The 26,071-nt window shown below is 71.8% G+C and carries 28 protein-coding genes and 1 pseudogene; 15 read left to right on the top strand and 14 right to left on the bottom strand.

The window, feature by feature from the left end; all coding sequences use genetic code 11:
* Nucleotides 1-31: 31 nt before the first annotated feature.
* Nucleotides 32-973 carry a zinc metalloprotease HtpX gene (htpX, locus tag ABVB68_RS18525; RefSeq protein WP_353602157.1) on the bottom strand — a complete coding sequence of 314 codons (942 nt, stop codon included), beginning with the start codon at nt 971-973 and terminating at the stop codon, nt 32-34.
* A gap of 251 nt (nt 974-1,224) precedes the next feature.
* Nucleotides 1,225-1,479, bottom strand: coding sequence for an SCO2583/SCO2584 N-terminal domain-containing protein (locus ABVB68_RS18520; protein WP_353602156.1), 255 nt, complete (start codon nt 1,477-1,479; stop codon nt 1,225-1,227).
* A 273-nt stretch (nt 1,480-1,752) separates the two neighbouring features.
* Between ABVB68_RS18520 and ABVB68_RS18515 the strand changes: the two genes are divergently transcribed.
* Together ABVB68_RS18515 and ABVB68_RS18510 are read left to right on the top strand one after the other, a co-directional pair.
* Entirely contained in the window at nt 1,753-2,106 is a 354-nt protein-coding gene (locus tag ABVB68_RS18515; RefSeq protein ID WP_353602155.1) for a hypothetical protein, read from the top strand.
* A gap of 105 nt (nt 2,107-2,211) precedes the next feature.
* Nucleotides 2,212-2,373, top strand: a pseudogene (locus ABVB68_RS18510) (helix-turn-helix domain-containing protein); the annotation flags it as partial.
* 131 nt (nt 2,374-2,504) lie between these two features.
* On the opposite strand, the gene ABVB68_RS18505 reads toward ABVB68_RS18510, so the two are convergent.
* A complete protein-coding gene (locus ABVB68_RS18505; RefSeq protein WP_353602154.1) occupies nt 2,505-2,852 on the bottom strand; it encodes a LuxR C-terminal-related transcriptional regulator in 348 nt (115 codons plus the stop codon).
* Nucleotides 2,853-3,314: 462 nt separating this feature from the next.
* Here ABVB68_RS18505 and ABVB68_RS18500 point away from each other — a divergent pair, with 462 nt between their 5' ends.
* The 3 genes from ABVB68_RS18500 to ABVB68_RS18490 all read left to right on the top strand — a co-directional run bounded on the left by ABVB68_RS18500 (nt 3,315) and on the right by ABVB68_RS18490 (nt 5,629).
* Complete coding sequence (locus ABVB68_RS18500; protein WP_353602153.1) at nt 3,315-3,824, top strand: RICIN domain-containing protein; 510 nt, start codon at nt 3,315-3,317, stop codon at nt 3,822-3,824.
* A gap of 44 nt (nt 3,825-3,868) precedes the next feature.
* Entirely contained in the window at nt 3,869-5,074 is a 1,206-nt protein-coding gene (locus ABVB68_RS18495; protein WP_353602152.1) for a hypothetical protein, read from the top strand.
* 93 nt (nt 5,075-5,167) lie between these two features.
* Entirely contained in the window at nt 5,168-5,629 is a 462-nt protein-coding gene (locus tag ABVB68_RS18490; protein ID WP_353602151.1) for a hypothetical protein, read from the top strand.
* Here the strand turns inward: ABVB68_RS18490 and ABVB68_RS18485 are convergent.
* Both ABVB68_RS18485 and glnA read right to left on the bottom strand, forming a co-directional pair.
* Complete coding sequence (locus ABVB68_RS18485; protein WP_353602150.1) at nt 5,583-5,945, bottom strand: helix-turn-helix domain-containing protein; 363 nt, start codon at nt 5,943-5,945, stop codon at nt 5,583-5,585. The genes ABVB68_RS18490 and ABVB68_RS18485 overlap by 47 nt on opposite strands.
* 144 nt (nt 5,946-6,089) lie before the next feature.
* The gene (glnA, locus tag ABVB68_RS18480) at nt 6,090-7,499 is read right to left on the bottom strand and encodes a type I glutamate--ammonia ligase (protein WP_353602149.1); all 1,410 of its coding nucleotides are present in this window, start codon (nt 7,497-7,499) and stop codon (nt 6,090-6,092) included.
* Nucleotides 7,500-7,709: 210 nt separating this feature from the next.
* Between glnA and ABVB68_RS18475 the strand changes: the two genes are divergently transcribed.
* Complete coding sequence (locus tag ABVB68_RS18475; protein WP_353602148.1) at nt 7,710-8,177, top strand: RDD family protein; 468 nt, start codon at nt 7,710-7,712, stop codon at nt 8,175-8,177.
* A gap of 83 nt (nt 8,178-8,260) precedes the next feature.
* Here ABVB68_RS18475 and ABVB68_RS18470 read toward each other — a convergent pair whose 3' ends face one another.
* Nucleotides 8,261-9,907: an FAD-dependent oxidoreductase gene (locus ABVB68_RS18470; protein ID WP_353602147.1), complete on the bottom strand. Its 1,647-nt coding sequence runs from the start codon at nt 9,905-9,907 to the stop codon at nt 8,261-8,263.
* A 204-nt stretch (nt 9,908-10,111) separates the two neighbouring features.
* Here ABVB68_RS18470 and ABVB68_RS18465 point away from each other — a divergent pair, with 204 nt between their 5' ends.
* Genes ABVB68_RS18465 through ABVB68_RS18435 form a run of 7 tightly spaced genes read left to right on the top strand, consistent with a single transcriptional unit; the run spans nt 10,112 to nt 15,290 of the window.
* Nucleotides 10,112-11,197, top strand: coding sequence for a SchA/CurD-like domain-containing protein (locus tag ABVB68_RS18465; protein ID WP_353602146.1), 1,086 nt, complete (start codon nt 10,112-10,114; stop codon nt 11,195-11,197).
* Between the two features lie 35 nt (nt 11,198-11,232).
* Entirely contained in the window at nt 11,233-11,670 is a 438-nt protein-coding gene (locus ABVB68_RS18460; protein WP_353602145.1) for a cupin domain-containing protein, read from the top strand.
* Nucleotides 11,667-12,926 (top strand): beta-ketoacyl-[acyl-carrier-protein] synthase family protein, encoded by a 1,260-nt coding sequence (locus tag ABVB68_RS18455; RefSeq protein ID WP_353602144.1) that lies wholly within the window; start codon nt 11,667-11,669, stop codon nt 12,924-12,926. The genes ABVB68_RS18460 and ABVB68_RS18455 overlap by 4 nt, the downstream gene beginning before the upstream one ends.
* Before the next feature lie 7 nt (nt 12,927-12,933).
* On the top strand, nt 12,934-14,178 hold the full coding sequence (locus ABVB68_RS18450) for a ketosynthase chain-length factor (RefSeq protein WP_353602143.1): 1,245 nt from the start codon (nt 12,934-12,936) through the stop codon (nt 14,176-14,178).
* Nucleotides 14,179-14,200: 22 nt separating this feature from the next.
* Nucleotides 14,201-14,455, top strand: a complete 255-nt coding sequence (locus tag ABVB68_RS18445; protein ID WP_353602142.1) for an acyl carrier protein — start codon at nt 14,201-14,203, stop codon at nt 14,453-14,455.
* A 1-nt stretch (nt 14,456) separates the two neighbouring features.
* Nucleotides 14,457-14,936: an SRPBCC family protein gene (locus ABVB68_RS18440; protein ID WP_353602141.1), complete on the top strand. Its 480-nt coding sequence runs from the start codon at nt 14,457-14,459 to the stop codon at nt 14,934-14,936.
* A 21-nt stretch (nt 14,937-14,957) separates the two neighbouring features.
* Nucleotides 14,958-15,290, top strand: coding sequence for a TcmI family type II polyketide cyclase (locus ABVB68_RS18435; RefSeq protein WP_353602140.1), 333 nt, complete (start codon nt 14,958-14,960; stop codon nt 15,288-15,290).
* A 74-nt stretch (nt 15,291-15,364) separates the two neighbouring features.
* Here the strand turns inward: ABVB68_RS18435 and ABVB68_RS18430 are convergent, their stop codons facing one another.
* The 6 genes from ABVB68_RS18430 to lipB form a co-directional block, all read right to left on the bottom strand.
* Complete coding sequence (locus ABVB68_RS18430) at nt 15,365-16,360, bottom strand: methyltransferase (protein ID WP_353602226.1); 996 nt, start codon at nt 16,358-16,360, stop codon at nt 15,365-15,367.
* Between the two features lie 109 nt (nt 16,361-16,469).
* A complete protein-coding gene (locus ABVB68_RS18425; RefSeq protein ID WP_353602139.1) occupies nt 16,470-17,582 on the bottom strand; it encodes a right-handed parallel beta-helix repeat-containing protein in 1,113 nt (370 codons plus the stop codon).
* A gap of 154 nt (nt 17,583-17,736) precedes the next feature.
* Nucleotides 17,737-18,426, bottom strand: coding sequence for a DUF4191 domain-containing protein (locus ABVB68_RS18420; RefSeq protein WP_353602138.1), 690 nt, complete (start codon nt 18,424-18,426; stop codon nt 17,737-17,739).
* A gap of 59 nt (nt 18,427-18,485) precedes the next feature.
* A complete protein-coding gene (locus ABVB68_RS18415; RefSeq protein WP_353602137.1) occupies nt 18,486-18,683 on the bottom strand; it encodes an SCO2195 family GlnR-regulated protein in 198 nt (65 codons plus the stop codon).
* A 228-nt stretch (nt 18,684-18,911) separates the two neighbouring features.
* Nucleotides 18,912-19,877, bottom strand: a complete 966-nt coding sequence (lipA, locus tag ABVB68_RS18410; protein WP_353602136.1) for a lipoyl synthase — start codon at nt 19,875-19,877, stop codon at nt 18,912-18,914.
* Nucleotides 19,878-19,994: 117 nt separating this feature from the next.
* On the bottom strand, nt 19,995-20,792 hold the full coding sequence (gene lipB / locus ABVB68_RS18405; protein ID WP_353602135.1) for a lipoyl(octanoyl) transferase LipB: 798 nt from the start codon (nt 20,790-20,792) through the stop codon (nt 19,995-19,997).
* 240 nt (nt 20,793-21,032) lie between these two features.
* On the opposite strand from lipB, the gene ABVB68_RS18400 reads away from it, so the two are divergent.
* Entirely contained in the window at nt 21,033-22,490 is a 1,458-nt protein-coding gene (locus ABVB68_RS18400; protein ID WP_353602134.1) for an NsdA family TPR-like regulatory protein, read from the top strand.
* A gap of 273 nt (nt 22,491-22,763) precedes the next feature.
* Here ABVB68_RS18400 and ABVB68_RS18395 read toward each other — a convergent pair whose 3' ends face one another.
* Both ABVB68_RS18395 and ABVB68_RS18390 read right to left on the bottom strand, forming a co-directional pair.
* Nucleotides 22,764-24,128, bottom strand: a complete 1,365-nt coding sequence (locus ABVB68_RS18395; RefSeq protein ID WP_353602133.1) for an NAD(P)/FAD-dependent oxidoreductase — start codon at nt 24,126-24,128, stop codon at nt 22,764-22,766.
* A 182-nt stretch (nt 24,129-24,310) separates the two neighbouring features.
* The gene (locus ABVB68_RS18390) at nt 24,311-25,204 is read right to left on the bottom strand and encodes a TIGR01777 family oxidoreductase (RefSeq protein ID WP_353602132.1); all 894 of its coding nucleotides are present in this window, start codon (nt 25,202-25,204) and stop codon (nt 24,311-24,313) included.
* A 352-nt stretch (nt 25,205-25,556) separates the two neighbouring features.
* On the opposite strand from ABVB68_RS18390, the gene ABVB68_RS18385 reads away from it, so the two are divergent.
* Nucleotides 25,557-26,045 (top strand): GNAT family N-acetyltransferase, encoded by a 489-nt coding sequence (locus ABVB68_RS18385; protein ID WP_353602131.1) that lies wholly within the window; start codon nt 25,557-25,559, stop codon nt 26,043-26,045.
* Nucleotides 26,046-26,071: the final 26 nt, after the last annotated feature.

The following is a 26,071-nucleotide window of genomic DNA, read 5'->3' as shown; positions in this document are numbered from 1 at the left end:
CGCCTTCCGCAGCGCCCTCGGATCAACCGTCTCAGTCCGCCGTCTCCCGGCGGGCCGTCCCCGGAACGGCCGCTTCGCCCAGCTCCGCCGAGATCCGGCCCAGCTCGTCCAGCCGCTGCCGCAGGGGCGGGTGGGTGGAGAAGAACCGCTCGATGCCGGGCTCCTTGCCGGTCGCCGGGGTGAAGTAGAACGCGTTGAACGCCTGGGCCGTGCGCAGATCCTTGGTCGGGATCCGGGCGATGTCCCCGGAGACCTTGGTGAGCGCCGACGCCAGTGCCGAGGGCCGCCCGGTCAGGTGCGCGGCGGCCCGGTCGGCCGCCAGCTCCCGGTACCGGGACAGCGCCCGGATCAGCAGGAAGCTGATCGCGTACACGGCCGCCGAGACGCCGATGACGACCGCGAAGACGGCGGCGGTGTTCTGGTCCCTGCGGCCCCCGCCGAAGAGCTGCGAGTAGAAGGCGAACCGCACGATCAGTCCGGCGATCACCCCGAGGAACGACGCGATCGTGATCACGGCGACGTCCTTGTGCGCCACGTGCGACAGCTCGTGCGCGAGCACGCCCTCCAGCTCGGCGGGCTCCAGCCGCCGCAGCAGCCCCGTGGTCACACAGACCACGGCGTGGTCGGGATTGCGCCCCGTGGCGAACGCGTTCGGCATGTCCATGTCGGATACGGCGACCACCGGCTTGGGCATGTCCGCGATCGCGCACAGCCGGTCGACCACCGCGTGCAGCTCCGGGAACTCCTCCCGCTCCACCACCCGCCCGCGCATCGCGAACATGGCGATCCGGTCGGAGAACCAGAACTGCGCCACGAACATCGCCCCGATCAGGACGACGACCAGCAGCCAGGACTTCAGCAGCACGATCAGCGCCGCGACGAACCCGACGTACAGCAGTCCGAGCAGGAACAGCGTCAGACCCATGCGTACGGTCAGCCGCCGATCGCTCCGGAAGCGGCTCTGCATCTGCATCACCCCGCAAGTCAGGCACTCGTCCCGGTGTCCAGTGTGCACCTGCCGACGGCCATGGGGAGGTCGCGAACGGTCCTAGGGCCAGCAAAGCCTCGCGTTCCCCCTGCTCAGCGCGCGGCCCCGGCTCAGCCCGTCGCCCCTGCTCAGAGCGTGGCCCCGGCTCAGGGCGTGCCCCCCCGCCGAGTGCGCGGCCCCGGCTCAGCCCGTCGCCCAGGCTCAGCGCGTGGCGCCCGCTGAGCGCGTGCCCCCGCTCAGGTGGAGCGCATCTGCAGGTAGCCGATCAGGATCATCACCGCGACCACGCAGCCGATCACCACGGCCGTCGACGCCCACGGCGACCGGCGCGGCGTCGCCGGGCCGGGGTCGGCGCGGAACGGGGCCGGATCCGGCGGGTTCTCCCGCCAGCGGGCGGCCAGCATCCGGGCCCGGGCGGAGGGCTCCTTGTGCTCGGCCGAGTTCGCCCAGGCGTGATCGAAATCGTGCTGCCAGTCGTTCTCTTCCGCCATCCCCGTTCAACCTCTCTCTTCCCGGCAGGGTCAGGAGGGATGACCTCCCGACAATAGGAAGGCTGGGAAGCGGGAAAGGTTGCACGACGGAGACGCCGCCGATCCAGGCAACCGGCCATCGGGCCATCCGGCCATCGGGCCATCCGGCCATCGGGCCATCGGGCCATCGGGCCATCGGGCCATCGGGCCATCGGGCCATCGGGCCATCCGGCCATCCGGCCATCCGGCCATCGGGTCATCGGGCCATCCGGCCCGGGCGGGCGCGACCTTCGGGTGGATCCGGCCGATCTCGGCGAGGACACCGACATGGGCGGCGAGTGCGCCGCCGGCCTGGAAGGGCCCGGTCTGGCGGTCTTCGACAACAAGCTCTTCTGCATCCACCGCGGACATGGCAGTGCCGACCAGAATCTGTGGTGGACCACCTATCAGAGCGGCAGCCCCTGGACCGACGACCAGCAGTTCCCCGGCCACACCAGCGGCGCCGGACCAGCCGTGGTCGTCTACCGGGACAAGAACGGCACGCAGAACCGACTCATGGTCATCCACCGCGGCTACGGCAAGCGCGCCGCCGGCACTGACAGCGCCGAAGTGCAGGCCCGGATCGCCGCCGAGGAAGGCGCCGGCTGATCACCCGCACTCCCGCCGAGCGGCCCTGATCGCCGGTCAGCGGGAGCGCCACCCGCGCCGGTCTTCTGGGGCTGGCGATCTGCTTCTCGATGAGGACGGCGAGCCGTGGAGGCGGCCCGCAACCGGCTGGAGTCCACCGACGACACCCTGGAGCGGGTGGCGACCGCCTGCGGCTTCAACACCGTCGACACCCTCATCAGAGCCTTCCGCCGCAGACTCGACACGACACCGACGGAGTACCGCGGCCGGTTCCGGCGCCCGGGGTAGTGCGGGGCGAGTGTCTCGCGGCGGGGCGTCGCGGCCGCTTCCGTGCCCGCCGGATCCGCTCTTCCGTACCCGCTCTCCGTGCCCGCCTGGTCGAGGCGGGCACGGAGGTCAGCGCGGGTCGGCAGGTCCTGCTACGCGACCGACGCCCGGCGTCTGTGCGCCGGCACGTTCGCCAGGTGCTGTGTGCAGTGTGTGTCGGAGCACAGCGCCTCGTGCGCCAGAGCGGCGATGATCGCGGCCTGGGTACGGGTCTGCTGCCCGGTCTTGTCCACGATGTTCGCGATGTGCGCCTTCACCGTGCGCTCCGCGATGCCCAGTTCGCGGGCCAGGTCACGGTTGCCCAGGCCCGTTCCCAGCAGCAGGAGTACCTCTCTCTCGCGTCCCGTCAGGCTTTCCAGTCTCCATACTCCCGTCACGGGATTGTGTCCCGTGCGCCGGTACGAACAGAGCCGATTCGCCGTGTCGGACGGTGCGGTCATGGTGGTCCTTCCTGACCCCAGGCTTTCCCAGCAGACCCCCGTGGCCCGGGTGCAGCATGCGGTCGGTTCCCAACCTATCGGGGGCCGCCGACATGAGCACGTCCATAACGGCCGCCAACCCGGGTGCGCGGACCGGACCTTGCCCGAAGGGCGGCGGCGAGGGCTGCGAGCACATCCATGACGGCCGCCAACCCCGGTGCGGCGAGCGGGCCTTGCCCGAAGTGGCCGCGGCGAGGGCTCGTGAGCACGTCCGCAACGGCCGCCAACCCGGGCGCGGGGACCGGGCCTTGACCGAAGTGACGGCGGCGAAGGCGCAGGAGGACCACGGTCCCACTCGAACCGGACCGGCACCCCGCCCCTTCGGGCAATGCCCCTTCGTACACCTCCCCAACGGACCTGGTGAGACGCCTCGTTCGCCCCTACGTTCGGCCGTCGAAGCAGACGACCGACCAAGGAGATGCGATGCGCAAGTCAGCCGCCTCGTTCGTGCTCGCTGCCGTGGCAGCCGGCACCCTGAGCGCCACAGCGGGCCCCGCGGGCGCCGCCCCGCAGGCCAGGGACCCCTACGCCCACACCCGGCTGGAGCGCGTGTGGGCCCCCCACACCTGCCTGTCGATGGGCGGCAGCACGAGGAACAACGCGGCCCTCGTCGTGGGCAAGTGCTCCAGGAGCGACAAGACGCAGCGGTGGACGCTGAAGCGGGCGCACCACGGAGGGTCGGTCTTCACCATCAAGAACGACAAGTCGGGCAAGTGCCTGGCCGTGGGCTCCGCCAACCACCTCGTCCAGACCACCTGCAAGCCGTCCAACAAGAACCACCAGTGGTCGCTCGCCTCCTCGCACCTCATCAGCGTCTCGAAGAACAAGGCGATCGCCTCGAAGTCGACGCGTCCCGGCTCCAAGCCGTACCTGGAGAAGACGGACTGGGACGGCAACGCCGGCCGGGTCCGCCAGGAGTGGGGCCTGTCCTGACACCCGCCAACCCGTCACGTTCCTACTGCTCTAAGGAAGTCCTGATGCACTGGCAGCGCTCCGTGCCGCGCGCGCTCGCGGCGGCGGCCGTCCCCGCCGTTCTCCTGGCGTCCTCGCTCACCCCCGCCTCAGCCGGGGAAGCCGGCTCGCCACGGCCGGGCAAGGCCGTGTTCGTCCTCGACTCCGGCAGCGGACGATTCGCCTCTGACAAGACGTCGCTGACCGGCCACGGGGCCGCGGTCAAGCAGCTCGCCACCTACCTCGGCAAGGCCACCGACACCCAACTGCTGGCCGCCGGCGGGCAGAAGGTCATCGCCGACATCACGCTCGCCAACTCCCCGGTGAAGGACGAGCGCGCCGCCTGGGCGGCGTCCTCCCACTTCGTCGACCTGTCCTGGCCCAACCTCGGCTCGGGCCGGTACACGGTGTACCGCAACGGCGTGAAGATCGCCGACACCACCGGGCACAGCCTGCGCGACACCGCCGTGAGCGCGGGCAGCGAGGTCGACTACCGGATCAGCGGCGAGGCCTCCGGGCTGGGCCACACCTGGGGCCTGACCGCCACCGTCCCGCGCGGCGACGACACCGCCACCCTCGCCAGGACGGCGCAGCAGGTGGAGGCGAGGGCGCGCAGGTACACGAAGACCGCCGTGGTGTGGCGCTCGTTCATCCGCCAGAAGTGGGCCACCATCCCCACCGCCCTGCGCGGCATCTCGGGCTGCAAGTACACCAAGGGCTTCAAGTACCGCGGCGACAACCACGGCTTCTCCAGCAAGGTCACCGGACCGTCGTTCCGGGCGAGCCTGCGCGGTGTCGTCTACTGGACGAAGTCGCCGTACGACCTGTTCCCCGAGACCGGGGTGACGCGGGTGTACAACAAGGACGGCGTGGAGGTGGACCGGCGCAAGGCCTCCACCAAGGGCATCGACTTCCGCACCAAGACCCGCTTCGACGGCAAGACCCGCGCCGTCCATGCACAGATCGAGGCCACCGACCCGTTCTGCCCCTCGGGTGGGGCCCGCCGCGCCGGCATCGGCGTCTTCTACGACGCGCGCCTGGCCCGCAACGGTGACTTCTACGTCTCCGGCAAGTACCGGAAGGCGCCGGACCACGAGATGTACCTGTACGGCTACACCAGTGGCAGCAGCCACACCACCAAGACCGTGCACCAGTCGCGGATGCAGAGCCTGATGTGCCTGTCCCAGCCGTCCTGCGAGCGGGGCACGATCGGGAACAGCGGCGGCTACTGACCCCGGCTTCCCACCTCCGGCGGCCCGGTAGGACGATGATCGTCACAGCGGGCCGCCGTCCGGTGGCCCGCTACCGACAGGGGGGAACGTGACATGACCGTCACCTGGCGCGCAGCCGTCTGCTACGCACTCACCGTCACGGTGCTGTCCCTGCTGACCGCGGCCGCGGTCGACCTCGCCTGGCATGCCGCTTCCGGCGGGCTCGGCACCTGGGTCTCGGCCTGGGTGAAGAACCCGTGGAACGGCGTCTTCGCGGTGGCGGCGACGATCACGCTCACACTGACCCGCCGGCTGACCGACCCGCTGCCGATGTGGCGGGTGCCGCTGCTCGACGGATCCGCCTATCTGGTCGTTCTCCTGGTGTGCGCGGGCCTCGCCTCCTGGTCGGCCGGAGACGAGGCCCCGGCCGACACCGCGTTCGTGTCGGCCGTCCTCGCCATGTTCACGCTCCAACTGCCCACCGCATGGGTACTGAGCGCCTGGCGCGCCCGCCACCTGGACACCGTCCTCACCCGTGCGGCCACCAGGACCACCACCCGGACGACCAGGCGATGAGGCGGCCGGGCCGCGAGGCGATGACACCGAGGCCCGCCGGCCGATGACGCCACCGCACGGCTCCGCGCCGGCGGTCGCCGACCCGGCGGGCAAGATCGCCGCGTCCGGATGGGATGGCGGCCTGTTCCATCTCCCGCAGCGGGATGCCGAGGGCCTGGGCGATCCGGGGCAGCCATACCTCGGGAACGCGGGCGCCGCGCTCCCAGCGGGACACCTCGTTGCGGGTGACGGACTGGGTGCCGGACAGCAGGCACAGCAACTCCGCCAGCTGCCGCTGCGACTTCCCCGTGGCCCGACGTAGGCCTGCCAGATGCACACCGAGATGCCGTCCCCGTGGCTCACCTGGCCCCCCTTCCCGCGCACAACAAAGCCGTCGGCCGGCTCTCCTCAAGGCGGAGAACCGGCCGACGGCCCACACACGGCCCAGGGGAGCGGAAACCCGCTCTGACCTGGGGCGATATCACACGTCGAAGTACAGCTCGAACTCGTGCGGGTGCGGGCGGAGCTGGAGCGGGGCGATCTCGTTGGTGCGCTTGAGGTCGACCCAGGTCTCGATCAGGTCGGACGTGAAGACGTCACCCTGGAGGAGGAACTCGTGGTCGGCCTCGAGCGCGTCGAGGACGGCGTTCAGCGAGGTCGGGACCTGCGCCACGTTCGCGTGCTCCTCGGGAGCCAGCTCGTAGAGGTCCTTGTCGATCGGCTCGGCCGGCTCGATCTTGTTCTTGATGCCGTCCAGGCCCGCGAGGAGCAGGGCGGAGAAGGCCAGGTAGGGGTTGCCGGAGGAGTCCGGGGCGCGGAACTCGACGCGCTTGGCCTTCGGGTTCGACCCGGTGATCGGGATACGCATGGCCGCGGAGCGGTTGCGCTGCGAGTACACCAGGTTGATCGGCGCCTCGAAGCCCGGCACCAGACGGTGGTACGAGTTCACGGTCGGGTTGGTGAAGGCCAGCAGCGCCGGGGCGTGCTTGAGGATGCCGCCGATGTAGTAGCGGGCGGTGTCCGACAGGCCCGCGTAGCCGGCCTCGTCGTAGAACAGCGGGTCGCCGTTGGTCCACAGCGACTGGTGCACGTGCATGCCCGAGCCGTTGTCACCGAAGATCGGCTTCGGCATGAAGGTCGCCGTCTTGCCGTTGCGCCAGGCGACGTTCTTCACGATGTACTTGAAGAGCTGCAGGTCGTCGGCGGCGGCCAGCAGGGTGTTGAACTTGTAGTTGATCTCCGCCTGGCCGGCGGTGCCCACCTCGTGGTGCTGGCGCTCGACCTGCAGGCCCTGCTTGTCCAGCTCGAGGGAGATCTCGGCGCGCAGGTCGGCGAAGTGGTCGACCGGCGGCACCGGGAAGTAGCCGCCCTTGTAGCGGACCTTGTACCCGCGGTTGTTCTCCACGGCGCCGGTGTTCCAGGCGCCCGCCTCGGAGTCGATGTGGTAGAAGGACTCGTTCGCCGAGGTGGCGAAGCGGACGCTGTCGAAGACGTAGAACTCGGCCTCGGGACCGAAGTACGCGGTGTCCGCGATACCGGTCGACGCCAGGTACGCCTCCGCCTTCTTCGCCACGTTGCGCGGGTCACGGGAGTACTGCTCGCCCGTGATCGGGTCGTGGATGAAGAAGTTGATGTTGAGCGTCTTGTCGCGGCGGAACGGGTCGACACGGGCCGTGGACAGGTCGGCACGCAGAGCCATGTCGGACTCGTGGATGGCCTGGAAACCGCGGATCGACGATCCGTCGAAGGCCAGCTCCTCGTCCGGGTCGAACGCCTCGACGGGCACCGTGAAGTGCTGCATGACGCCCGGCAGGTCGCAGAAGCGGACGTCGACGAACTTGACCTCCTCGTCCGCGATGAACTTCTTGGCCTCGTCGGCGTTCTGGAACATCCAGCTCCTCCTACTCCCGACCGTCGGCGCCGGGGTGGTAGATCGTTCGTGCGGCCAGTGCGGTGGCACACGCTGGCCTCGACCCTAGGGACGGGTGATTTCTCGGGCGTGACCCGTTTGTTTCGCAGAAGTTAACCGATCACCTCTCCACCGTAGCCCCGACCCACCCCTCGGTGTACTGCCCGGAACCGGGCACAGTACCGTGGTCGGGTGGACAACAGGCGGGCAATCGGATCGTGGCTCTCCGGGCCGCGCGCGGCCATGGAAGACGCCGGCGCCGACTTCGGCTACCGCGGCGAGCAGCTGGGCCTGCCGGAGGAAGGGCCGAACTCGATCGCCCGGCCCGGACGGCGGCTCGGCGCGCTGGCCGTGGACTGGGCGCTGTGCGTCCTGATCGCATACGGCCTGATCACGCACGGCTACGCCCCCGCCACGAGCAACTGGGCGCTCGGCGTCTTCTTCGTCATGAGCGCCCTGACCGTCGGCACGATCGGCTTCACCCCGGGCAAGCGCCTCTTCGGCATCCGGGTCGTGGCCCTGGAGACGGGCACGGTCAGCCCGCTGCGCTCGCTGCTGCGCACCTTCCTGCTGTGCCTCGCGATCCCCGCCCTGGTCTGGGACCGGGACGGCCGCGGTCTGCACGACCGCCTCGCGAAGACGGTCGAAGTACGCATCTGATCACCTCGGCTCCCGATCACCCGATCGCCTGCGGGCCTGAACACCTGGGGTCCGAGTACCCCAGGGCGTGAGGGGTATGGCGCTCAGCGCGTCCGCAGGACCTGGGCCAGGACCTCCCGCAGCTCGGCCGCCGGATCCGCCGCCGCGCCGGTCGCGCGCCAGGCCACGAACCCGTCCGGCCGCACCAGCACCGCCCCGTCGGCCGTCGTGCCGTGCAGCGCCGCCCAGTCCTCGCCCTCCGTGTCGCAGACCAGCTCCGCGTCCGCCCCGGTCCCGACCCGGTACGCGTCCAGCCGCACGCCCGCCGTGCCGGCGAGGTGCCGGGCGGCGTCCTGCCAGGCCGCTCCCGCGCTCGACCCCGCGTCGCTGAGCAGCACCATCGAGCGCTCGTAGAGATCGATCGTGGAGAGCCGCTCGCCCGCACGGCGCACCCACAGGTGCGGTGCCCGGCTGCCCGGCTCCCCGGTCAGCCGCAGCCCCTCGGGTGCCACCGGCCGGGAAGGATCGGCGCCCACCACGGCACCCTGCGGGTAGCGGTAGCCGAGGACGACGTCGAGGATGCCGCCGCGCTTGCCGCCGCCGACACCGGGGGCCGGCGCGAAACCGGGGTGGCTGTGTTCCACGGAGCGGGCCGAGGCGCGGGCGCTGGTGGCCACGGCGACCGGACGGCGCTCGGCGTCGTAGGTCTCCAGCAGCCCGGGGCCGGCCCAGCCGCCGAGGACGGCGGCCAACTTCCACGCCAGGTTGTGGGCGTCCTGGATGCCGGTGTTCGAACCGAACGCGCCCGTCGGCGACATCTCGTGGGCGGAGTCGCCGGCCAGGAACACCCGGTCGGACGCATACCTCTCGGCGACGCGTTCGGCGGCACGCCAGGACGCCTTTCCGGTGATCTCGACGTCCAGGTCGGGCACGCCGACGGCGCTGCGGATGTGCCGCTGGAGCCGTTCCTCGGTGAACTCCTCCAGTCTCTCGCCGTTCTCCGGGTGCCAGGGGGCGTGGAAGACCCAGTTCTCCTCGTTGTCGACGGGCAGCAGCGCCCCGTCGGCCCCCGGGCCGGTGAGATAGCAGCAGATGAACCGGCGCTCCCCGACGGCGTCCGCGAGCAGCTTGGAGCGGAAGGTGACGCTCACGTTGGCGAACAGGTCACCGGGGCCGCTGTGCCCGATGCCGAGCCGGCCGCGGACCGGGCTGCGCGGGCCGTCGGCGGCGACCAGGTAGTCCGCGCGGACCGTGTAGAGCCGGTCGCTGTCACGGTCCCGGACGAATCCGGTCACTCCTTCGGGGTCCTGTTCGAAGGACTCCAGCTCATGGAAGTACCTGAGGTCGCCACCGAGCGCGCGGGCCCCCTCCACCAGCACCGGTTCCAGGTCGTTCTGGCTGCACAGGCACCACCCGGTCGGGCTGAAACGCGCCAGGCCGCCGCCGGGGTCGATCTCCCTGAACAGCCACTCCCCGGCCTCCCCGACCAGGGCCGGGGTCTGCAGGATGCCGTGGTTGTCCGCCAGCAGCGAGGCCGCCGCCTTGATGTCCGGTTCGATGCCGGCCACCCGGAACAGCTCCATCGTCCGCACGTTGTTGCCGCGTCCGCGCGGGTGGACCGAGGTCCCGGAGTGCCGCTCGACGAGCATGTGCCGTACGCCGAGACGGCCCAGGAACAGGGACAGGGACAGACCCACCAGGGAGCCGCCCACGACGAGGACGGGGACCTGGTGATCGGCTTTCTGCGGCATCCGAGGACTCCTGGGGCGGGGTGGGGCGTGCTGGGGCTGTCGGAGTTTCCATGCCCTCTGCGAGAGGTTCCGCGTGCTCAATCACCCACGTGGTTCACGCGAGTCGCGCGCATCGGGGGACCGGCACAGGATCAAAAAGCGCTGACGTCGCGTCAACGGCGGCCGGCGTCCGCCTCTGCCCCCTGTGAAGGAGATGTGCCCAGCATGACCACCACGACGGAAAAGGTTTCGCAGAAGTCGACGCGGGAGGCGTCGAAACGGGTCTCCCAGTCCGTGTTCGACGGCTCCCGCCTCCGGGTCATCCTGCTGGTGGACGTGTACGACGGCGCCCAGCAGCAGTTTCTGGAGGCCTACGAGGAAATGGGCAAGCAGGTCTCGTCCGTCCCCGGGCACGTCAGCGACCAGCTCTGCCAGTCGATCGAGAACCCCTCCCAATGGCTCATCACCAGTGAGTGGGAGAGTGCCCCGCCGTTCCTCGCCTGGGTGAACAGCGAGGAGCACGTGCGGATGGTGCAGCCGATGCACAGCTGCATCCGCGACACCAGGTCGCTGCGCTTCCACATCGTCCGCGAGACCGGGACCCAGCACCTGGACGCGGCGGACGCCCAGCGCCGGCTGCAGACCGCCCCGCGGATCGGCGACGGCGTCATCCGGCACGCGCTCACCTTCACCGTGAAGCCGGGCAGCGAGAAGAAGGTCGCCGAGATCCTGGCGAACTACGACTCGCCCGAGGCACGGGTCGACGAGGCCACCCGGCTGTGCCGCACCTCGCTGTTCATGCACGGCAACCGGGTGGTCCGGGCGGTGGAGGTGCGGGGCGACCTGCTCGCGGCACTGCGTCACGTCGCCAGCCAGCCCGAGGTGCGGGCCGTCGAGGAGGCCATCAACCCCTACCTGGAGCAGGACCGGGACCTCAACGACCAGGAGTCCGCGCGGGTCTTCTTCACCCGGGCGGCGCTGCCGGCCGTGCAGCACGCCACCGCGGACAACGCCCCCGAGGGCGAGCGGCACGCGCTGTACTACCCGGCCCGGCCGGGCACCGGGATGCAGCTGGCCGAGCTGCTCGCCCACCAGGACGAGCAGGCGGTGGACGACCAGGCCGACCCGGTCGTGCGCAGCACGATCTTCCAGCGGGACGACGTCGTCGTACGGCTGATCGACCTGGCTCCCGGCTCGGGCCCCGACGCCGCCCTGCCGAAGGCGGGTCCCGCGGCCCCGCTGAAGGCCCTGCTGGACGGCGACCCCGTCCGGATGCAGCTCCTGACCGACCGGCGCTCGCCGGACGCCTGACCCCGCCAGACGCAGCACACCCACGGAGGAACGTCGTGATCAAACCCCTTCCGAAGATCGTGGACCTCAGCGAGATCGAGCCCAACACCCGGCGCGGCGGTGACCTGCGCGCCATGCTCACCCCGACCACGGTGGGTGCCACCAGCGGATTCATGGGCCTGGCCATCGTGCAGCCCGGCGACCGCATCGGGGAGCACTACCACCCGTACTCCGAGGAGTTCGTCTACGTCGTCTGCGGACAGCTGGAGGTGGACCTGGACGGCGAACCGCACGCGCTCCAGCCCGAGCAGGGCCTGATGATCCCCATCAACATGCGGCACCGCTTCCGCAACGTGGGGAACGTGGAGGCCCGGATGGTCTTCCACCTGGGCCCGCTGGCCCCGCGTCCGAATCTCGGTCACGTCGACACGGAGGAGACGGAGCCCGCCGCCGTCGCCGCCGGGGTGGCCGGCCGGGGTCAGGTCCGGTCATGACCCGGCGCGTGGCGGTCACAGGCATAGGCATCGTGGCTCCGGGCGGGATCGGCGTACCGGCGTTCTGGAATCTGCTCGCCGAAGGCCGTACCGCGACGCGGGGCATCACGTTCTTCGACCCGGCCGGACTCAGGTCCCGGATCGCCGCCGAGTGCGACTTCGACCCCGCCGCGCACGGCCTGGACGCCGAACAGGTCGAACGGGCGGACCGGTACATACAGTTCGCCCTGGTCGCGGGCGCGGAGGCGGTGCGGGACTCCGGGCTCGAGCTCGGCCGGGAGGACCCCTGGCGGGTCGGGGTCTCCCTGGGCACCGCCGTCGGCGGCACCACCCGGCTGGAGCACGACTACGTCCTGGTCAGCCATCGCGGGCAGCGCTGGGACGTCGACCACACCGAAGCGGAGCCGCAGCTGCACCGGGCGTTCTCGCCCAGCACCGTGGCCTCCGCGGTGGCGGAACGCTTCGGCGCCCAGGGGCCGGTGCAGACCGTCTCCACCGGCTGCACCTCCGGTCTGGACGCCGTCGGATACGCCTTCCACACCGTCCAGGAAGGCCGGGCGGACATATGCATCGCGGGGGCGTCGGACTCCCCGATCTCCCCGATCACCATGGCCTGCTTCGACGCGATCAAGGCCACGTCCCCGAACAACGACGACCCCGCGCACGCCTCCCGGCCCTTCGACAACAACCGTGACGGGTTCGTCATGGGCGAGGGCGGCGCGGTCCTCGTGCTGGAGGAACTGGAGCACGCCCGGGCCCGCGGCGCCCACGTGTACTGCGAGTTCGGCGGTTACTCCACCTTCGGCAACGCCTACCACATGACCGGCCTGACCAAGGAGGGCCTGGAGATGGCCCGCGCCATATCGAGCGCCCTCGACCAGGCCCGGCTCGACCCGACGGCGATCGACTACGTCAACGCGCACGGCTCCGGCACCCGGCAGAACGACCGCCACGAGACGGCGGCCGTGAAGCGGGCGCTCGGCCACCACGCCTACGACACCCCGATGAGCTCCATCAAGTCCATGGTGGGGCACTCCCTCGGGGCGATCGGCGCCATCGAGCTGGTCGCCTGCGTGCTGGCCCTCGCCAAGCAGGTCGTACCACCGACCGCCAACTACGAGATCCCCGACCCCGAGTGCGACCTGGACTACGTCCCACGTGTCGCCCGCGAACGAGAGCTGAGCAGCGTGCTGTCCGTGGGCAGCGGGTTCGGCGGCTTCCAGTCCGCGGTGATCCTGACCCGGCCGAGGGAGTGAGGACACGATGAGCGAACCACAGAACCGGCGTGCGGCCGTCACCGGCATCGGGGTGGTCGCGCCCAACGGCACCAGCACCGACACCTTCTGGAAGGCCACCCAGGAGGGCCTCAGCGTCCTCGACCGGGTCACCCGCGAGGGCTGTGAGCACCTTCCCCTCAAGGTGGCCGGTGAGGTGCGCGCCTTCGACCCGGCGGCGACGATCGAGGAGCGCTTCCTCGTCCAGACCGACCGGTTCACGCACTACGCCATGGCCGCGGCCGACTTCGCGCTGGAAGACGCCGGTCTCGGGCGGGCCGACGCCTCCGACGCGCCGTACTCCATCGGCGTGGTCACCGCCGCCGGATCCGGCGGCGGCGAGTTCGGCCAGCGCGAACTGCAGCGACTGTGGGGCAAGGGCAGCCGGTTCGTGGGCCCCTACCAGTCCATCGCCTGGTTCTACGCCGCGAGCACCGGCCAGGTCTCCATCCGCCGCGGCTTCAAGGGGCCGTGCTCGGTCGTCGCCTCCGACGAGGCCGGCGGCCTGGACGCCCTCGCCCACGCGGCACGGGCCGTGCGGCGCGGAACCGACGTGATCGTGGCCGGCTCCACCGAGGCGCCGCTCGCGCCGTACTCGATGGTCTGCCAGCTCGGTTACGAGGAGCTGAGCCGGGAGACGGACCCGTCCCGGGCGTACCGGCCGTTCACCGACGGTGCGTGCGGGTTCGTGCCGGGCGAGGGCGGCGCCATGCTCGTGGTGGAGTCGGCGGACGCCGCCCGGGAGCGCGGCGTCGCGCTCCGGGCCGTCGTCGCGGGGCATGCGGCCACCTTCACCGGTGCCTCCCGCTGGACGGAGTCCCGCGAGGGCCTCGCCCACGCGATCCGGCAGGCACTGCGGGAGGCCGACTGCGCGCCCGAGGAGATCGACGTGGTCTTCGCCGATGCCCTCGGGGTCCCCGAGGCGGACCGCGCCGAGGCACTGGCGCTCGCCGACGCCCTCGGCGGGCACGGCACCCGGGTGCCGGTCACGGCACCGAAGACAGGAATCGGCCGCGGCTACTGCGCGGCCCCCGTGCTGGACACCGCGGCGGCCGTGCTCGCCATGGAGCACGGCCTGATCCCGCCGACGCCGAACGTCTTCGACGTCTGCCATGACCTCGACCTCGTGACCGGCCGCGCCCGTGTCGCCGAACTGCGGACGGCGCTGATCCTCAGCCGCGGACTCATGGGGTCGAACTCGGCGCTGGTGCTGCGGCACGGCGCCGCGCAGTGAGCACAGCAAAGGAGGAGAAGACATGTCCCAGATCACCGTGGAAGAACTCGCCGCGCTGATGAAGAAGGCCGCCGGGGTGACCGTCAGCCCCCAGCAGCTCCAGGAAAAGCCGGAGACGGGTTTCGACGTCCTCGGTGTCGACTCGCTCGGACTGCTCGGCATCGTCGGCGAGCTGGAGAACGCCCACGGCACGCCGATGCCCGTGGACGCGGAGCGCTGCAAGACGCCCCAGCAGTTCCTGAACCTGGTCAACACCACCTTGATGGCAGGAGCCTGACATGGCAGGACACACCCAGAACGAGATCACCATCGCCGCCCCGCTGGACCTGGTCTGGGACATGACCAACGACCTGGAGCGGTGGCCGCAGCTGTTCAGCGAGTACGCGTCGGTCGAGGTCCTGGAGCAGGAGGGCAACCGGACGACGTTCCGGCTGACCATGCACCCGGACGACAACGGCACGGTCTGGAGCTGGGTCTCCGAGCGCGAGCCGGACCGCGACAGCCTCACCGTCCGGGCCCGCCGGGTCGAGACCGGGCCGTTCGCCCACATGAACATCCACTGGCAGTACGAGGAGGTGCCCGCCGGCACCAGGATGGTCTGGACGCAGGACTTCGCGATGAAGCCGGACGCTCCCGTCGACGACGACTGGATGACCGACAACATCAACAAGAACTCCAAGATCCAGATGGCCCTGATCCGGGACAAGATCGAGAAGGCGGCCGCCGGTCAGCGGTCCGCCCCGGCCCTGGCCGACTGAGCCGGACGACAGGAGAAGACCGTGCACCAGGCCCTGATCGTCGCCCGCATGGCCCCGGGCTCCGCACCCGACATCGCCAAGGTGTTCGCGGAGTCCGACCGGGGAGAGCTGCCGCACCTCGTCGGCGTCGTCCGGCGCAGCCTCTTCCAGTTCGGCGATGTGTACATGCACCTCATCGAGTCCGAGCGGGAGCCGGGACCGGCCATCGCCAAGGTCACCTCGCACCCCGAGTTCAAGGAGGTCAGCGAGCGGCTCACGGCGTACGTCAGTGCGTACGACCCGGAGACCTGGCGGTCACCGAAGGACGCGATGGCCCAGCGCTTCTACGTGTGGGAGCGCGACGCCCGCGGTTGATCCCGTCCGGCCACCGGTGCCGGGCCCGCGTCCGACGCGGGCCCGGCACCGGTGTCTTCGCGGCGGGAGACCGCTCACGCGGGGACCGTGCACTCGAACGCGTGCAGGTAGGGGTTGACCGGCCGGATGTCGCCGACGGCCAGGCCCCCGGCCTCCAGCCGGCCGACCATGCTGGCGGTGGTGTGCTTGGCGCCGCCGACGTTCAGGAGCAGCAGCAGGTCCATGGCGGTGCTGAAGCGCATCGACGGGGTGTCGTCGACGAGGTTCTCGATGACCACGACCCGGGTGCCGGGGCCGCCCGCCTCGACGACGTTGCGCAGCAGCCTGGCGGTGGACTCGTCGTCCCACTCCAGGATGTTCTTGATGACGTAGACGTCGGCCTTGACGGGGACGGACGCCCGGACGTCACCGGGCACGATCCGCGCGCGGTCGGCGAGGTCGCCGCCCGGGCGCAGCCGCGGCACGGCCTTCTCCACGACCCGCGGCAGGTCCAGCAGGAAGCCCCGCATCGCCGGGTACTTGTCCAGCAGGCTCGCCACCACGTGGCCCTGGCCGCCGCCGAGATCCGCGACGGAGGAGGCGCCGGACAGGTCCAGCAGGGCCGCGACCTCGCGTGCCGACTGTTCGCTGGAGGTCGTCATGGCGCGGTTGAAGACGTCGGCCGACTCCGGGGCGTCCTCGTTCAGGTAGGCGAAGAACTCCTTGCCGTAGAGGTCCTCGACGACGTTCCGGCCGGTGCGCACCGCCTCGTCCAGCCTGGGCCAGGCGTCCCAGGTCCACGGCTCGGTGCACCACAGGGAGATGTACCGCAGGCTGTGCGGGTCGTCCTCGCGCAGCAGCCGGGACATCTCGGTGTGGGCGAACGTCCCGTCGGACCGCTCGGCGAAGACGCCGTAGCAGGACAGGGCGCGCAACAGCCGGCGCAGCGGCTTCGGCTCGGTCCTCACCGCGGCCGCGAGGCTCTCCACGGTCATGGGGGCGTCCCCGAGTGCGTCGGCGACGGCCAGCCGGGCGGCCGCGCGGACGGCGGCGGCGCATGCCGCCCCGAACACGAGCTCGCGCAGCCGCATCGACGGCGGGGGAGGGGGTGCCCCCTGCTCGCTCGGAGCCGAGAGCTCGGGGGATGGTGCGGTCATGTGCCGCCTTCCTTCCTTGCGTGGGTGGGGTACGGCCGTCCGGTCAGCACAGCCCCGCGGGCCTGGAGGCCCGGCAGGCGTTGTGGTCGAAGGCGTTGCCGCTCTTGGCGGCTTCCTGGTTGACGAGGTCCGCCGGGGAGTTGTTCTCCAGGCGGTTGTCGGTGATCCGGTTCCGCTCGCTCCTGGCGCCCACGAAGCTCTTGAACAGGACGATGCCGCCCGACAGCGGGGACCTGCCCGAGTTGCCGGTGACCACGTTGCGCGTGACCAGGGTCTTCTCGGTGCCGGTCAGGACGATGCCGGAGCCCTGCAGGTGGGGCAGCCGGGCGGTCTTCGCGCAGTACTTGTTGTTCCGCTCGACCCGGTTGGCGCTGACGGTCAGCGCGCCCGCCCTCGGCCGGTTCTCGTCGCCGACGACGAGCAGGCCGGCGCAGTTGCCGGTGATCTGGTTGCGGGCGACGGTGAGGTTGCGCAGCCGGCGGACGGTGATGCCGATCCGGTTGCTCTCGACGCGGTTGCGGGTGATCACCGTGCCCCTGGTGTCCGCGGCGCCCTGTTCGGCCGTCACGTTGTTGGCGAGGAACAGGCCCGCGTCGCCGTTGCGCCGGGCGGTGTTCTCCCGGAACAGGCCGCGGGTGGAGTGCTCCTGGGCGATGCCCCACTGCCCGTTGGCGTCCGCGATCACCCGCTCGACGGTCAGCCGGTCGGTGCCCATGGACCACAGGCCGCTCTTGGCGAAGCCGGTGACCTTCAGGTCGGAGACGGTGACGCCGGTGAGGGCCTTGTTCTTCCGGCCGACCACGCAGATGCCGTTGCCGGCGGCGCGGCAGCTGACGGAAGCCCTCGCGGTGCCCGTGCCGGCCTTCGCGGCCCTGACGGCGCCCAGGCCGGCCTTCTTCCCGGCCGGCTGGATCACCGTGCGACTGCCCATCCCACGCAGGGTCAGTCCCGGCGTCCGCACCGTGACGCTCTCGTGGTAGGTGCCGGCCATGACGAGGACCGTGTCACCGGACCGGGCGGCGTTCACCGCCTTCTGGATCGACTCACCCGCCCGCACCACATGGAGCTGGTGGGCGGCCGAGGCCGGGCTGGTCCCGACGAGCCCGCCGAGCAGCACCGTCGTACAGGCGAGATACGTAATATGCCGTTTTGTCACAAGCCGAGGCTAGAAGCGCATGAGCCGATAACCCGCCGGATACTCCGTGCGGCGGCGTGTCATCGGGACAGGGGGGCAGCACGACGGCCCCCGTGCGGTGTGGTCGTCCACACCGCGCGGGGGCCGGGAGATCCTGCCGGGCGACGCCCTCGCGTCAGCGGCCCTTGGGCATCCGCATGCCCCTGGGCATGGGGCCCTTGGGCAGCGGCATGTTGCTCATCAGGTCGCCCAGAGCGCGCAGCCGGTCGTTGGTGGCCGTCACCTGGGGGCCGGTCAGCACGCGCGGGAGCTTCAGCATGGTCGTGCGCAGCTTCTTCAGCCCGACCTGGCCCTCGCCCTCGCCGACGATCAGGTCGTGCACCGGTACGTCCGCGACGATGCGGTTCATCTTCTTCTTCTCGGCCGCCAGCAGGGTCTTCACCCGGTTCGGGTTGCCCTCGGCGACCAGCACGATGCCGGCCTTCCCGACCGCCCGGTGCACCACGTCCTGGTTGCGGTTCATCGCCACCGCCGGAGTGGTCGTCCAGCCCCGGCCGACGTTGTCCAGCACGGCGGCCGCGGCACCCGGCTGGCCCTCCATCTGGCCGAAGGCGGCGCGCTCGGCCCGCCGGCCGAACACGATCGCCGTCGCCAGCAGGGCGATCAGCAGGCCGAAGATGCCCAGATAGACCGGGTGGCCGATCAAGAAGCCGATCGCGAGGAGTACACCGAAGGTGCCGATGCCGACGGCCGCGAGTGCAAGACCGATCTTCTTGTCGGCCTTGCGGGTCATCTTGTACGTGAGGGCGATCTGCTTCAGCCGCCCTGCGTTCGCGGCGTCCGCCGCGGGTTCCTTCCTCGCCATGCCACGAGTCTACGTGGCTCCGGGAGCGCCGACGACGGCGGTGCCCGGCGGGAAGGGCGTCAGGAGCGGGTGGCGGCCCGCTCCAGGACCTGCTGCGCCTCGACCCGGTCCTTGGCCCGGCGGCGGTCCTCCAGGACGGACGTCCAGGCGTTGCGGCGGGCGGTGCGCTGACCGCTGCTCATGAGCAGCGACTCGACGGCGCGGAGCGCGTCGGTGAAGGACGGGATGGCGGTGGCGCGAACGGGCGCGGCCTGCATGATCGAGGTCCCCCTCGGGGCGGGTGGTGTACATGGCGTGATACCAGAGTCACTGATTGGTGTTACCAGGGCGTGTCCCACCGGTCAAACGCCGATGAAACCTTCATGCGGCCCCGGGAACGCCGACGCGGCCCCGACGGATGCCCTCAGCAGCGAGGACGGTCGGGACCGCGTGGTCTCGGCCATTACTGGCCAGTAATTACTTGTGCGCGAATTCACACGGTTGGCTCACACCGCCTGGACGGCGATGTAGGTGCCACGCTTCTCGACGGCCATCCGGTAGAGCCGCCCGGCACGGTAGGAGGACCGCACCAGCGGTCCGGACATCACGCCGGAGAAGCCGATCTGCTCGGCCTCCTCCTTCAGCTCCACGAACTCGTGCGGCTTCACCCAGCGCTCCACCGGGTGGTGCCGGACGGAGGGGCGCAGGTACTGGGTGATGGTGACCAGCTCGCAGCCCGCGTCGTGCAGCTGCCGCAGCGCCTCGCTGACCTCGTCGCGGGTCTCGCCCATGCCGAGGATCAGGTTGGACTTGGTGACCAGGCCGAAGTCGCGGGCCTCCGTGATGACCTTCAGGGAGCGCTCGTAGCGGAAGCCGGGGCGGATCCGCTTGAAGATCCGCGGGACCGTCTCGACGTTGTGCGCGAAGACCTCGGGGCGGGCGGAGAAGACCTCGGCGAGCTGCTCGGGGACCGCGTTGAAGTCGGGTGCCAGCAGCTCCACCTTGGTCCGGCCGCCCTCGCGCCCGGCCGTCTGCGCGTGGATCTGGCGCACGGTCTCGGCGTACAGCCAGGCGCCGCCGTCCTCCAGGTCGTCGCGGGCGACGCCGGTGATGGTGGCGTAGTTCAGGTCCATCGTGACCACGGACTCGCCCACGCGGCGCGGCTCGTCGCGGTCGAGCGCCTCCGGCTTGCCGGTGTCGATCTGGCAGAAGTCGCAGCGCCGGGTGCACTGGTCGCCGCCGATGAGGAAGGTCGCCTCGCGGTCCTCCCAGCACTCGTAGATGTTCGGGCAGCCGGCTTCCTGGCAGACCGTGTGCAGGCCCTCGCTCTTCACGAGGTTCTGCATCTTCGTGTACTCGGGGCCCATTTTCGCCCGGGTCTTGATCCACTCGGGCTTGCGCTCGATGGGGGTCTGGCTGTTGCGGACCTCCAGGCGCAGCATCTTGCGTCCGTCGGGTGCGACTGCGGACACGACCGGCTCCCTGTGACTTCGATTCTTCGGCGTACACCAGGGTACGCCCGTGCTCATTGCGCCCTGCCGGTCAGGCCAACCGCAGGGATGCAGGGCGCATTCCCGGCGGCGGCGGGATCAGGCGGTGGCCTTCTCGACCACGCGGGGCCTGAGGTCCGCGTTCCCGAGGACGTCCGCCAGGTGCCTCTCGACCACCGGCAGCACCTCGTCGATCGTGACGTCCCGGCCCAGCTCGCCCGCCAGGGAGGCGACCCCCGCGTCCCGGATCCCGCACGGGATGATCCGGTCGAACCACTTGTTGTCCGGGTTCACGTTCAGCGCGAAGCCGTGCATCGTGACGCCCTTGGCGACCCGGATGCCGATCGCCGCGATCTTGCGGTCCTCGCGCCGCTGGCCGGCGTTGGAGGGGGCGTACTCCGGGCCGTTGAGCCGGGGGTCGAACTCCTCGTCGGTCAGCCGGGGGTCGAAGTCGAGCGAGAGTCCCCCGAGCGCGGGCCGCCGCTCGACCGGGTCGCCGAGCACCCACACCCCGCTGCGGCCCTCGACGCGGGTGGTCTCCAGGCCGAACTCGGCGCAGGTGCGGATGATCGCCTCCTCCAGGCGCCGTACGTGCGCGACCACGTCCACCGGGCGCGGCAGCTTCTGGATCGGGTAGCCCACCAGCTGGCCGGGGCCGTGCCAGGTGATCTTGCCGCCGCGGTCCACGTCGACGACGGGGGTGCCGTCGAGCGGGCGCTCGCTGTCCGCGGTGCGCCGGCCGGCCGTGTACACCGGGGGGTGCTCCAGGAGGATGACGGTGTCCGGGACCTCGTCGGCGAACCGGGCCGCGTGCACCCGGCGCTGCTCGTCCCAGGCCTCCTGGTAGTCGACGGCATCCGCGCCGAACCCCATACGGACGAACCGCAACTCACTCACGGCAAGCGCCTCCCTCAGCGAACCGGTGTGTCAGGCGCGTAACGCGCCCACGTCACTGTACGTCCGTCCGGGCTACGTCAGCCGTGCGGGCGTTCCTCACACGATCGGATGAATACCCGCAGAAGTGTGTGATGACCTGCTCACTCTCCGCTACATTCGCGCCGTTCGTGAGGCCATAAGGGCTGCTCAAAGGCAATCCGGGCACTTCAGAGGCCCGGAAGGCAGGAGACCGCACCGCAGATGACGGACCGACCCGCGCAGCGCACCCCCAACCGCCAGCTCGCCGCGCTCATCGCAGAAGCAGGGTTCTCCAACGCGGGTCTGGCCCGACGCGTCGACCAGCTCGGCCTGGAACACGGGCTGGACCTCAGATACGACAAGACCTCGGTCACCCGCTGGCTGCGCGGACAGCAGCCGCGCGGGACGACCCCGGCCCTGATCGCCGAGGTGTTCACCCGCCGCCTCGGGCGCCGGCTCACCGCCCAGGACCTCGGTCTGGACGCCTGTGCGCCGGTGTACGCCGGCCTGGAGTTCGCCGGCACCCCGGAGGAGGCCGTCGACATCGTCAGCGGGCTGTGGCGCAAGGACTCCGGCAGCCACGCCGAGCTGCGCAAGATCGCGTTCACCCCGGCAGGGCTGGTCGTGCCCAGCCGGGACTGGCTGATCGGCAAGGCGGACGACAAGGTGGCCCGGGAACCGGCCCCCCGGGTGCCCGCGCAGGCCCGGCCGGGTCCGGCCCGGGCCCAGCCGGCCGGACCGCCGCGGATCCGCGGGCACGCCGAGCGCGCCCCCGGGCACAAGGTCACCGGCGGCGACATCGCGGCGCTGCGCTCGGTCGGCGAGCTGTTCCGCACGCTCGACGACCGGTTCGGCGGCGGTCACGCCCGCCAGGCGCTGGTGCGTTATCTGGAGCACGAGTGCGAGCCGATGCTGCGCGGCAGCTACGACGAGCAGACCGGCCGCCGGCTGTTCGGCGCCGCCGCCGACCTGACCCGCCTCGCGGGCTGGACGTCGTACGACATCGCCGCGCACGGACTCGCCCAGCGCTACTTCGTCCAGGCCCTGCGGCTGGCCCAGGCGGCCGGTGACCGCGCCTACGGCTCCTACGTCCTGGTCACCATGAGCCGCCAGGCCGTCTACCTGGGCCACGGCCGGGAGGCCGTGCAGCTGGCCCGGGTCGCCCAGCAGGGGGTCGGCACCGGTGCGCCGCCGGTCGTCCAGGCGCTGCTGCACGCGTCCGAGGCGAGGGCGCACGGCGTCCTCGGCGAAGTGCGGGCGTGCACCGCGGCGCTGGTCCGGGCCGAGCGCGGCCTGGAGGCGGCCCGGCCCGGGGACGAGGTGCCGTACTGGGCCAGGTTCTTCGACGAGGCCCAGCTCGCCGACGAGCTGGGCCACTGCCACCGGGACCTGCAGCAGTTCCGGGCCGCCGCGCAGCACGCCGAGCGCTCGCTGCAGCTGCGCGCCGCCTCCTACGCCCGCAGCCGGCTGTTCTGCCGCGTCGTCCTCGCCACCGCCCGCCTCGGCCTCGGCGAACTCGACCAGGCCTGCGCACTCGCCGCGGAGGCCGCAGGCCAGGCGGCGGAGATGCGCAGCGCACGCGCGATCGAGTACGTGAAGGACTTCGAACGCCGCCTGGAGCCCTACCGCGACGCGGCACCGGCCCGGGGCTACCGCGAAAGGGTCGCGTCCCTGATCTGACCACCCCGAGCGCCGTCGCGGCGGAGGTCGCCGGCGATCTCCGCCCACCGCGCCGGAGGCCGACGCCGGGAACCTCGTCTCCGCCATCACGGCGAGTGTGCCCCGACGGCGGTGACCGGCGGCCGAGCACGGCCCGGCACCGCCGGCCGCGTCCGCCGTGGCTGAGCTCCGGCGCGCCGGAGGCCGGTCGCCGAGGGGCTCGTCTCCGCCGTGACGGCGAGTGGCCGGGACGGTGGTGACCGGCGGTGCCGGACGTGTCGTGGGCGACGGCGGCTAGGCCGCTCGCGGGAGGGTCGGTGCCGGGTCGGCGGTGTGGATCGAGCCGCTCACGCCCAGGTCGGCCAGGACCGCCGCCGCCGCCCGGTGCGCCGAGTGCAGGGCGCCCTGGACCGTGCTGGTGTCCCGGTGGTCGCCGCAGACGTACAGGCCCGCCAGCAGCCGTACCGGCCGGCGCAGATCGTGCGGCGGCCGCATCGCCGGCACCGCCTCCGGCGTATGGTGCACGGCCAGCGTCTCCCACCGGCGCGTCGAGGTGCCGTAGAGCCGGGAGAGATGGATGCGGACGGCGGTGTCGACGCCCTCGGGCGGAGTGCCCAGCACCGTCGAGGAGATCAGCACCCGGCCGCCCGGCGCCCGGCTCGGATCCACGTTGCTGAGCACCGCGGTGTGCGCCACCGGTCCGCCGCGGTCCGCGTCCAGCAGCAGCGACGTGCCGGTCGAGAACGCCGCCGCGGGGTCGTCGGTGGTGTGGTGCACCACGGTCACCGGATGGAAGGCGGGCACCCTCAGCCCCGGCAGCAGCGCCGCCGCGGCCCGCGCGTCGGTCGCCAGCAGCACGGCCCGGCAGCGGACCTCCCCGTGCTCGGCAGTCGTCACCGACGTCGTGGAGACGGAGGTGACCCGCACCCCGGTGTGCACGGTGCCCGCCGGCAGCGTCCCCGCGAGCAGTTCCGGCAGCATCTCCGCGCCCCCCTCCGGCACGCCCAGCCGCCCGCTCGCGTAGGCGCGCAGCGCCAGGTCGGCACACCGGCTGGACGTGGTCAGGTCCGGGTCGCACAGCAGCGCGGCGAGCAGCGGGCGCAGGAAGCCGTCGATGGTGCGGGCCGGCACCCCGCGCCGGGCCAGAGCCTGGGCGGCGGGCAGTTCGGGGCGGCCCAGCAGACGTTCGACCGGAACCGTGGCGATCCGGGCCAGCGCGGCGCCCAGCCGGGCCTGGTCGACCGCACCGCCGACCGGGGCGCCCGCCCGGCCCGGCGCGGCGGCCGGACCCCTGGGAGCGCTCGCCAGGGCGCGCACAGCATGGAGTGCGCCCCTTGTGCTCCCTCCGACCGCCGGTACGCCCGCGCGCTGGGTGCGTCCGTCGCGGTGCAGCAGGACGCCCGGCGCGAACCGGCGCAGGACGAGGGAGTCCAGCCCCGGCGTCAGCCGGAGTTCGGGGTAGGACGTGGACAGCAGTTGGCCGATGCGGTCGAGCCGGAAGCCGTCGACCTTCTCGGTCGACATGCGGCCGCCGACGTAAGGGGCGGCCTCCAGGACCGCGGTGGTGACTCCTGCGCTGGTCAGCCGATGAGCCGCCGAGAGTCCGGCGATTCCGGCTCCCACGATGACGACGTCCACCTGGTACGCGGGCTCAAGCACGAGGCCCCTCCTGTGGTTGCGCTGCCGGTGGAGACGTCATGCCCCCAACTGGCTTGAGCAATACCCGAGTTCGCGTCGAGGATAGGGCGCCGATCGGTCAACAGCAGTCGCGCATCGACAGAGCACGGTCGCATGGAGGTCGCATTCGGTCACAACGGGTCGCAGGACATCCCTGCCGTAGGTCAGGCCGCGCGGATCGCCTCGTCGATCCCGGGGAAGGCGAACCGGAACCCGGACTCCGTCAGCCGCTTCGGCACCACCCGCTGGCTGCCCAGCACATCCCCGGCCATCTCGCCGAGCGCCGTCCGCAGCACCGGCGCGGGCACCGGGAACAGCGCAGGCCGGTGCAGCACCCGCGCCATCGCCTCGGTGATCTCACGGTTGGTCAGCGGCTGGGGCGCCGTCAGATTGAACGGACCCGACAGCCCCTCGCCGTCGATGAGGTGCCGGATCGCGGCCACCTCGTCGTGCAGCGCGATGTACGACCAGTACTGCCGCCCGTCGCCCAGGCGGCCGCCGAGACCCGCCCGGAACAGCGGGAACAGCCGCCCCCAGGCCCCGCCGCCGCGCGCCACGACCAGCCCCGTGCGCAGGAACACCGTCCGTACGCCCGCCTCCTCGGCGGGCGCCGCCGCCTCCTCCCACTCCACGCACAGCCCGGGCAGGAAGCCGTCGCCGGGCGGGGCGCTCTCGTCCACCACCCGGTCGCCGGTCTCGCCGTAGAAGCCGATCGCGCTGCCGTTCAGGAACACCCGCGGCGGCCGGGGCAGTGCGGCCGCGGCCTCCGCCAGCGTGGCGGTGCCCAGCACCCTGCTGTCCCGGATCAGCCGCTTGTACTCCTCGGTCCAGCGCCGGTCGCCCACCCCCGCCCCGGCCAGGTTGACCACCACGTCGCAGCCGATGAGCCCGGCCGCGTCCACGTACTGCCGGGCCGGGTCCCAGCGGACCTCGTCAGGCCCACGGGGCGTCCCGCGCACCAGGCGCACCACCTCGTGCCCGTCCGCGGTCAGGGACCGCACCAGAGCGCTGCCGATCAGACCGGACGCGCCGGTCACCGCGATTCGCGAACGTTCCATGGCCCCCAGCATGAAGGGTGCCGGGCCTCGGGACGACCGGCACGACCGGGCCGGCCGGCATGTGCCCGACGCGTCGGGCACGTCCGGCGTGCCCCGCCCGGCGTGCCCCGCCCGGCGTGCCCCGCCCGGCGTGCCTCGTCCGCCTGGCCCGTCCGGCACCCCGGTCCGTCCGGCACCCCGGTCCGTCCGGCACCCCGGTCCGTCCGGCACCCCGGTCCGTTCGGCATCCCTGGTCCGTCCGGCACTCCCGGCCCGTCCGGCACTCCCGGCCCGTCCGGCATGACCGCCCAGGCCTGTCCGGCCCCGGTGGGACGTCCGGGACGTCCCGGACGTCCGCCGTAGGGTGATCGCCATGCCGGATCCGAACATACGCCTCGCCCGCCCCGGCGACGACGGGGAACTGTCCGCCCTCGCCCGGGCCGCCTGGTCCACCCTGCACGAGGTCACGCCCGCCCCCGAGCCGCCGTACGCCCCCTTCTTCGACGAGCGCCACAGGCCGGACGACCACCTCGTCGCGGAACTCGACGGGCGCGTCGTCGGCTACATCCGGCTCGCCCGCCCGACGCCGCTCGCCGCGAACGCGCACGTCCTCGCGGTCCAGGGCTTCGCCGTCGCCGAGAAGGCACGCGGGCGGGGGGTGGGGCGGGCCCTGGTCCGGGCCGCCGTCGAGGAGGCCCGTGGGCGCGGTGCGCGGCGCCTCACCCTGCGCGTACTCGGGCACAACACCCCGGCCCGCACCCTCTACGAGTCCGAGGGCTTCGCCGTCGAGGGAGTGCTGCCCGGGGAGTTCCGGCTGGACGGCGAGTACGTCGACGACGTCCTCATGGGCCGCCGGCTGTGACACCCGGCGGAGACGGCCACTCCCCG

This window comes from Streptomyces sp. NPDC096012 (assembly GCF_040426375.1).
In the GTDB taxonomy this organism is placed as follows: domain Bacteria; phylum Actinomycetota; class Actinomycetes; order Streptomycetales; family Streptomycetaceae; genus Streptomyces.
The sequence above is the reverse complement of the archived record's forward strand: the minus strand, read 5'-3'. Positions and strand labels throughout refer to the sequence as shown.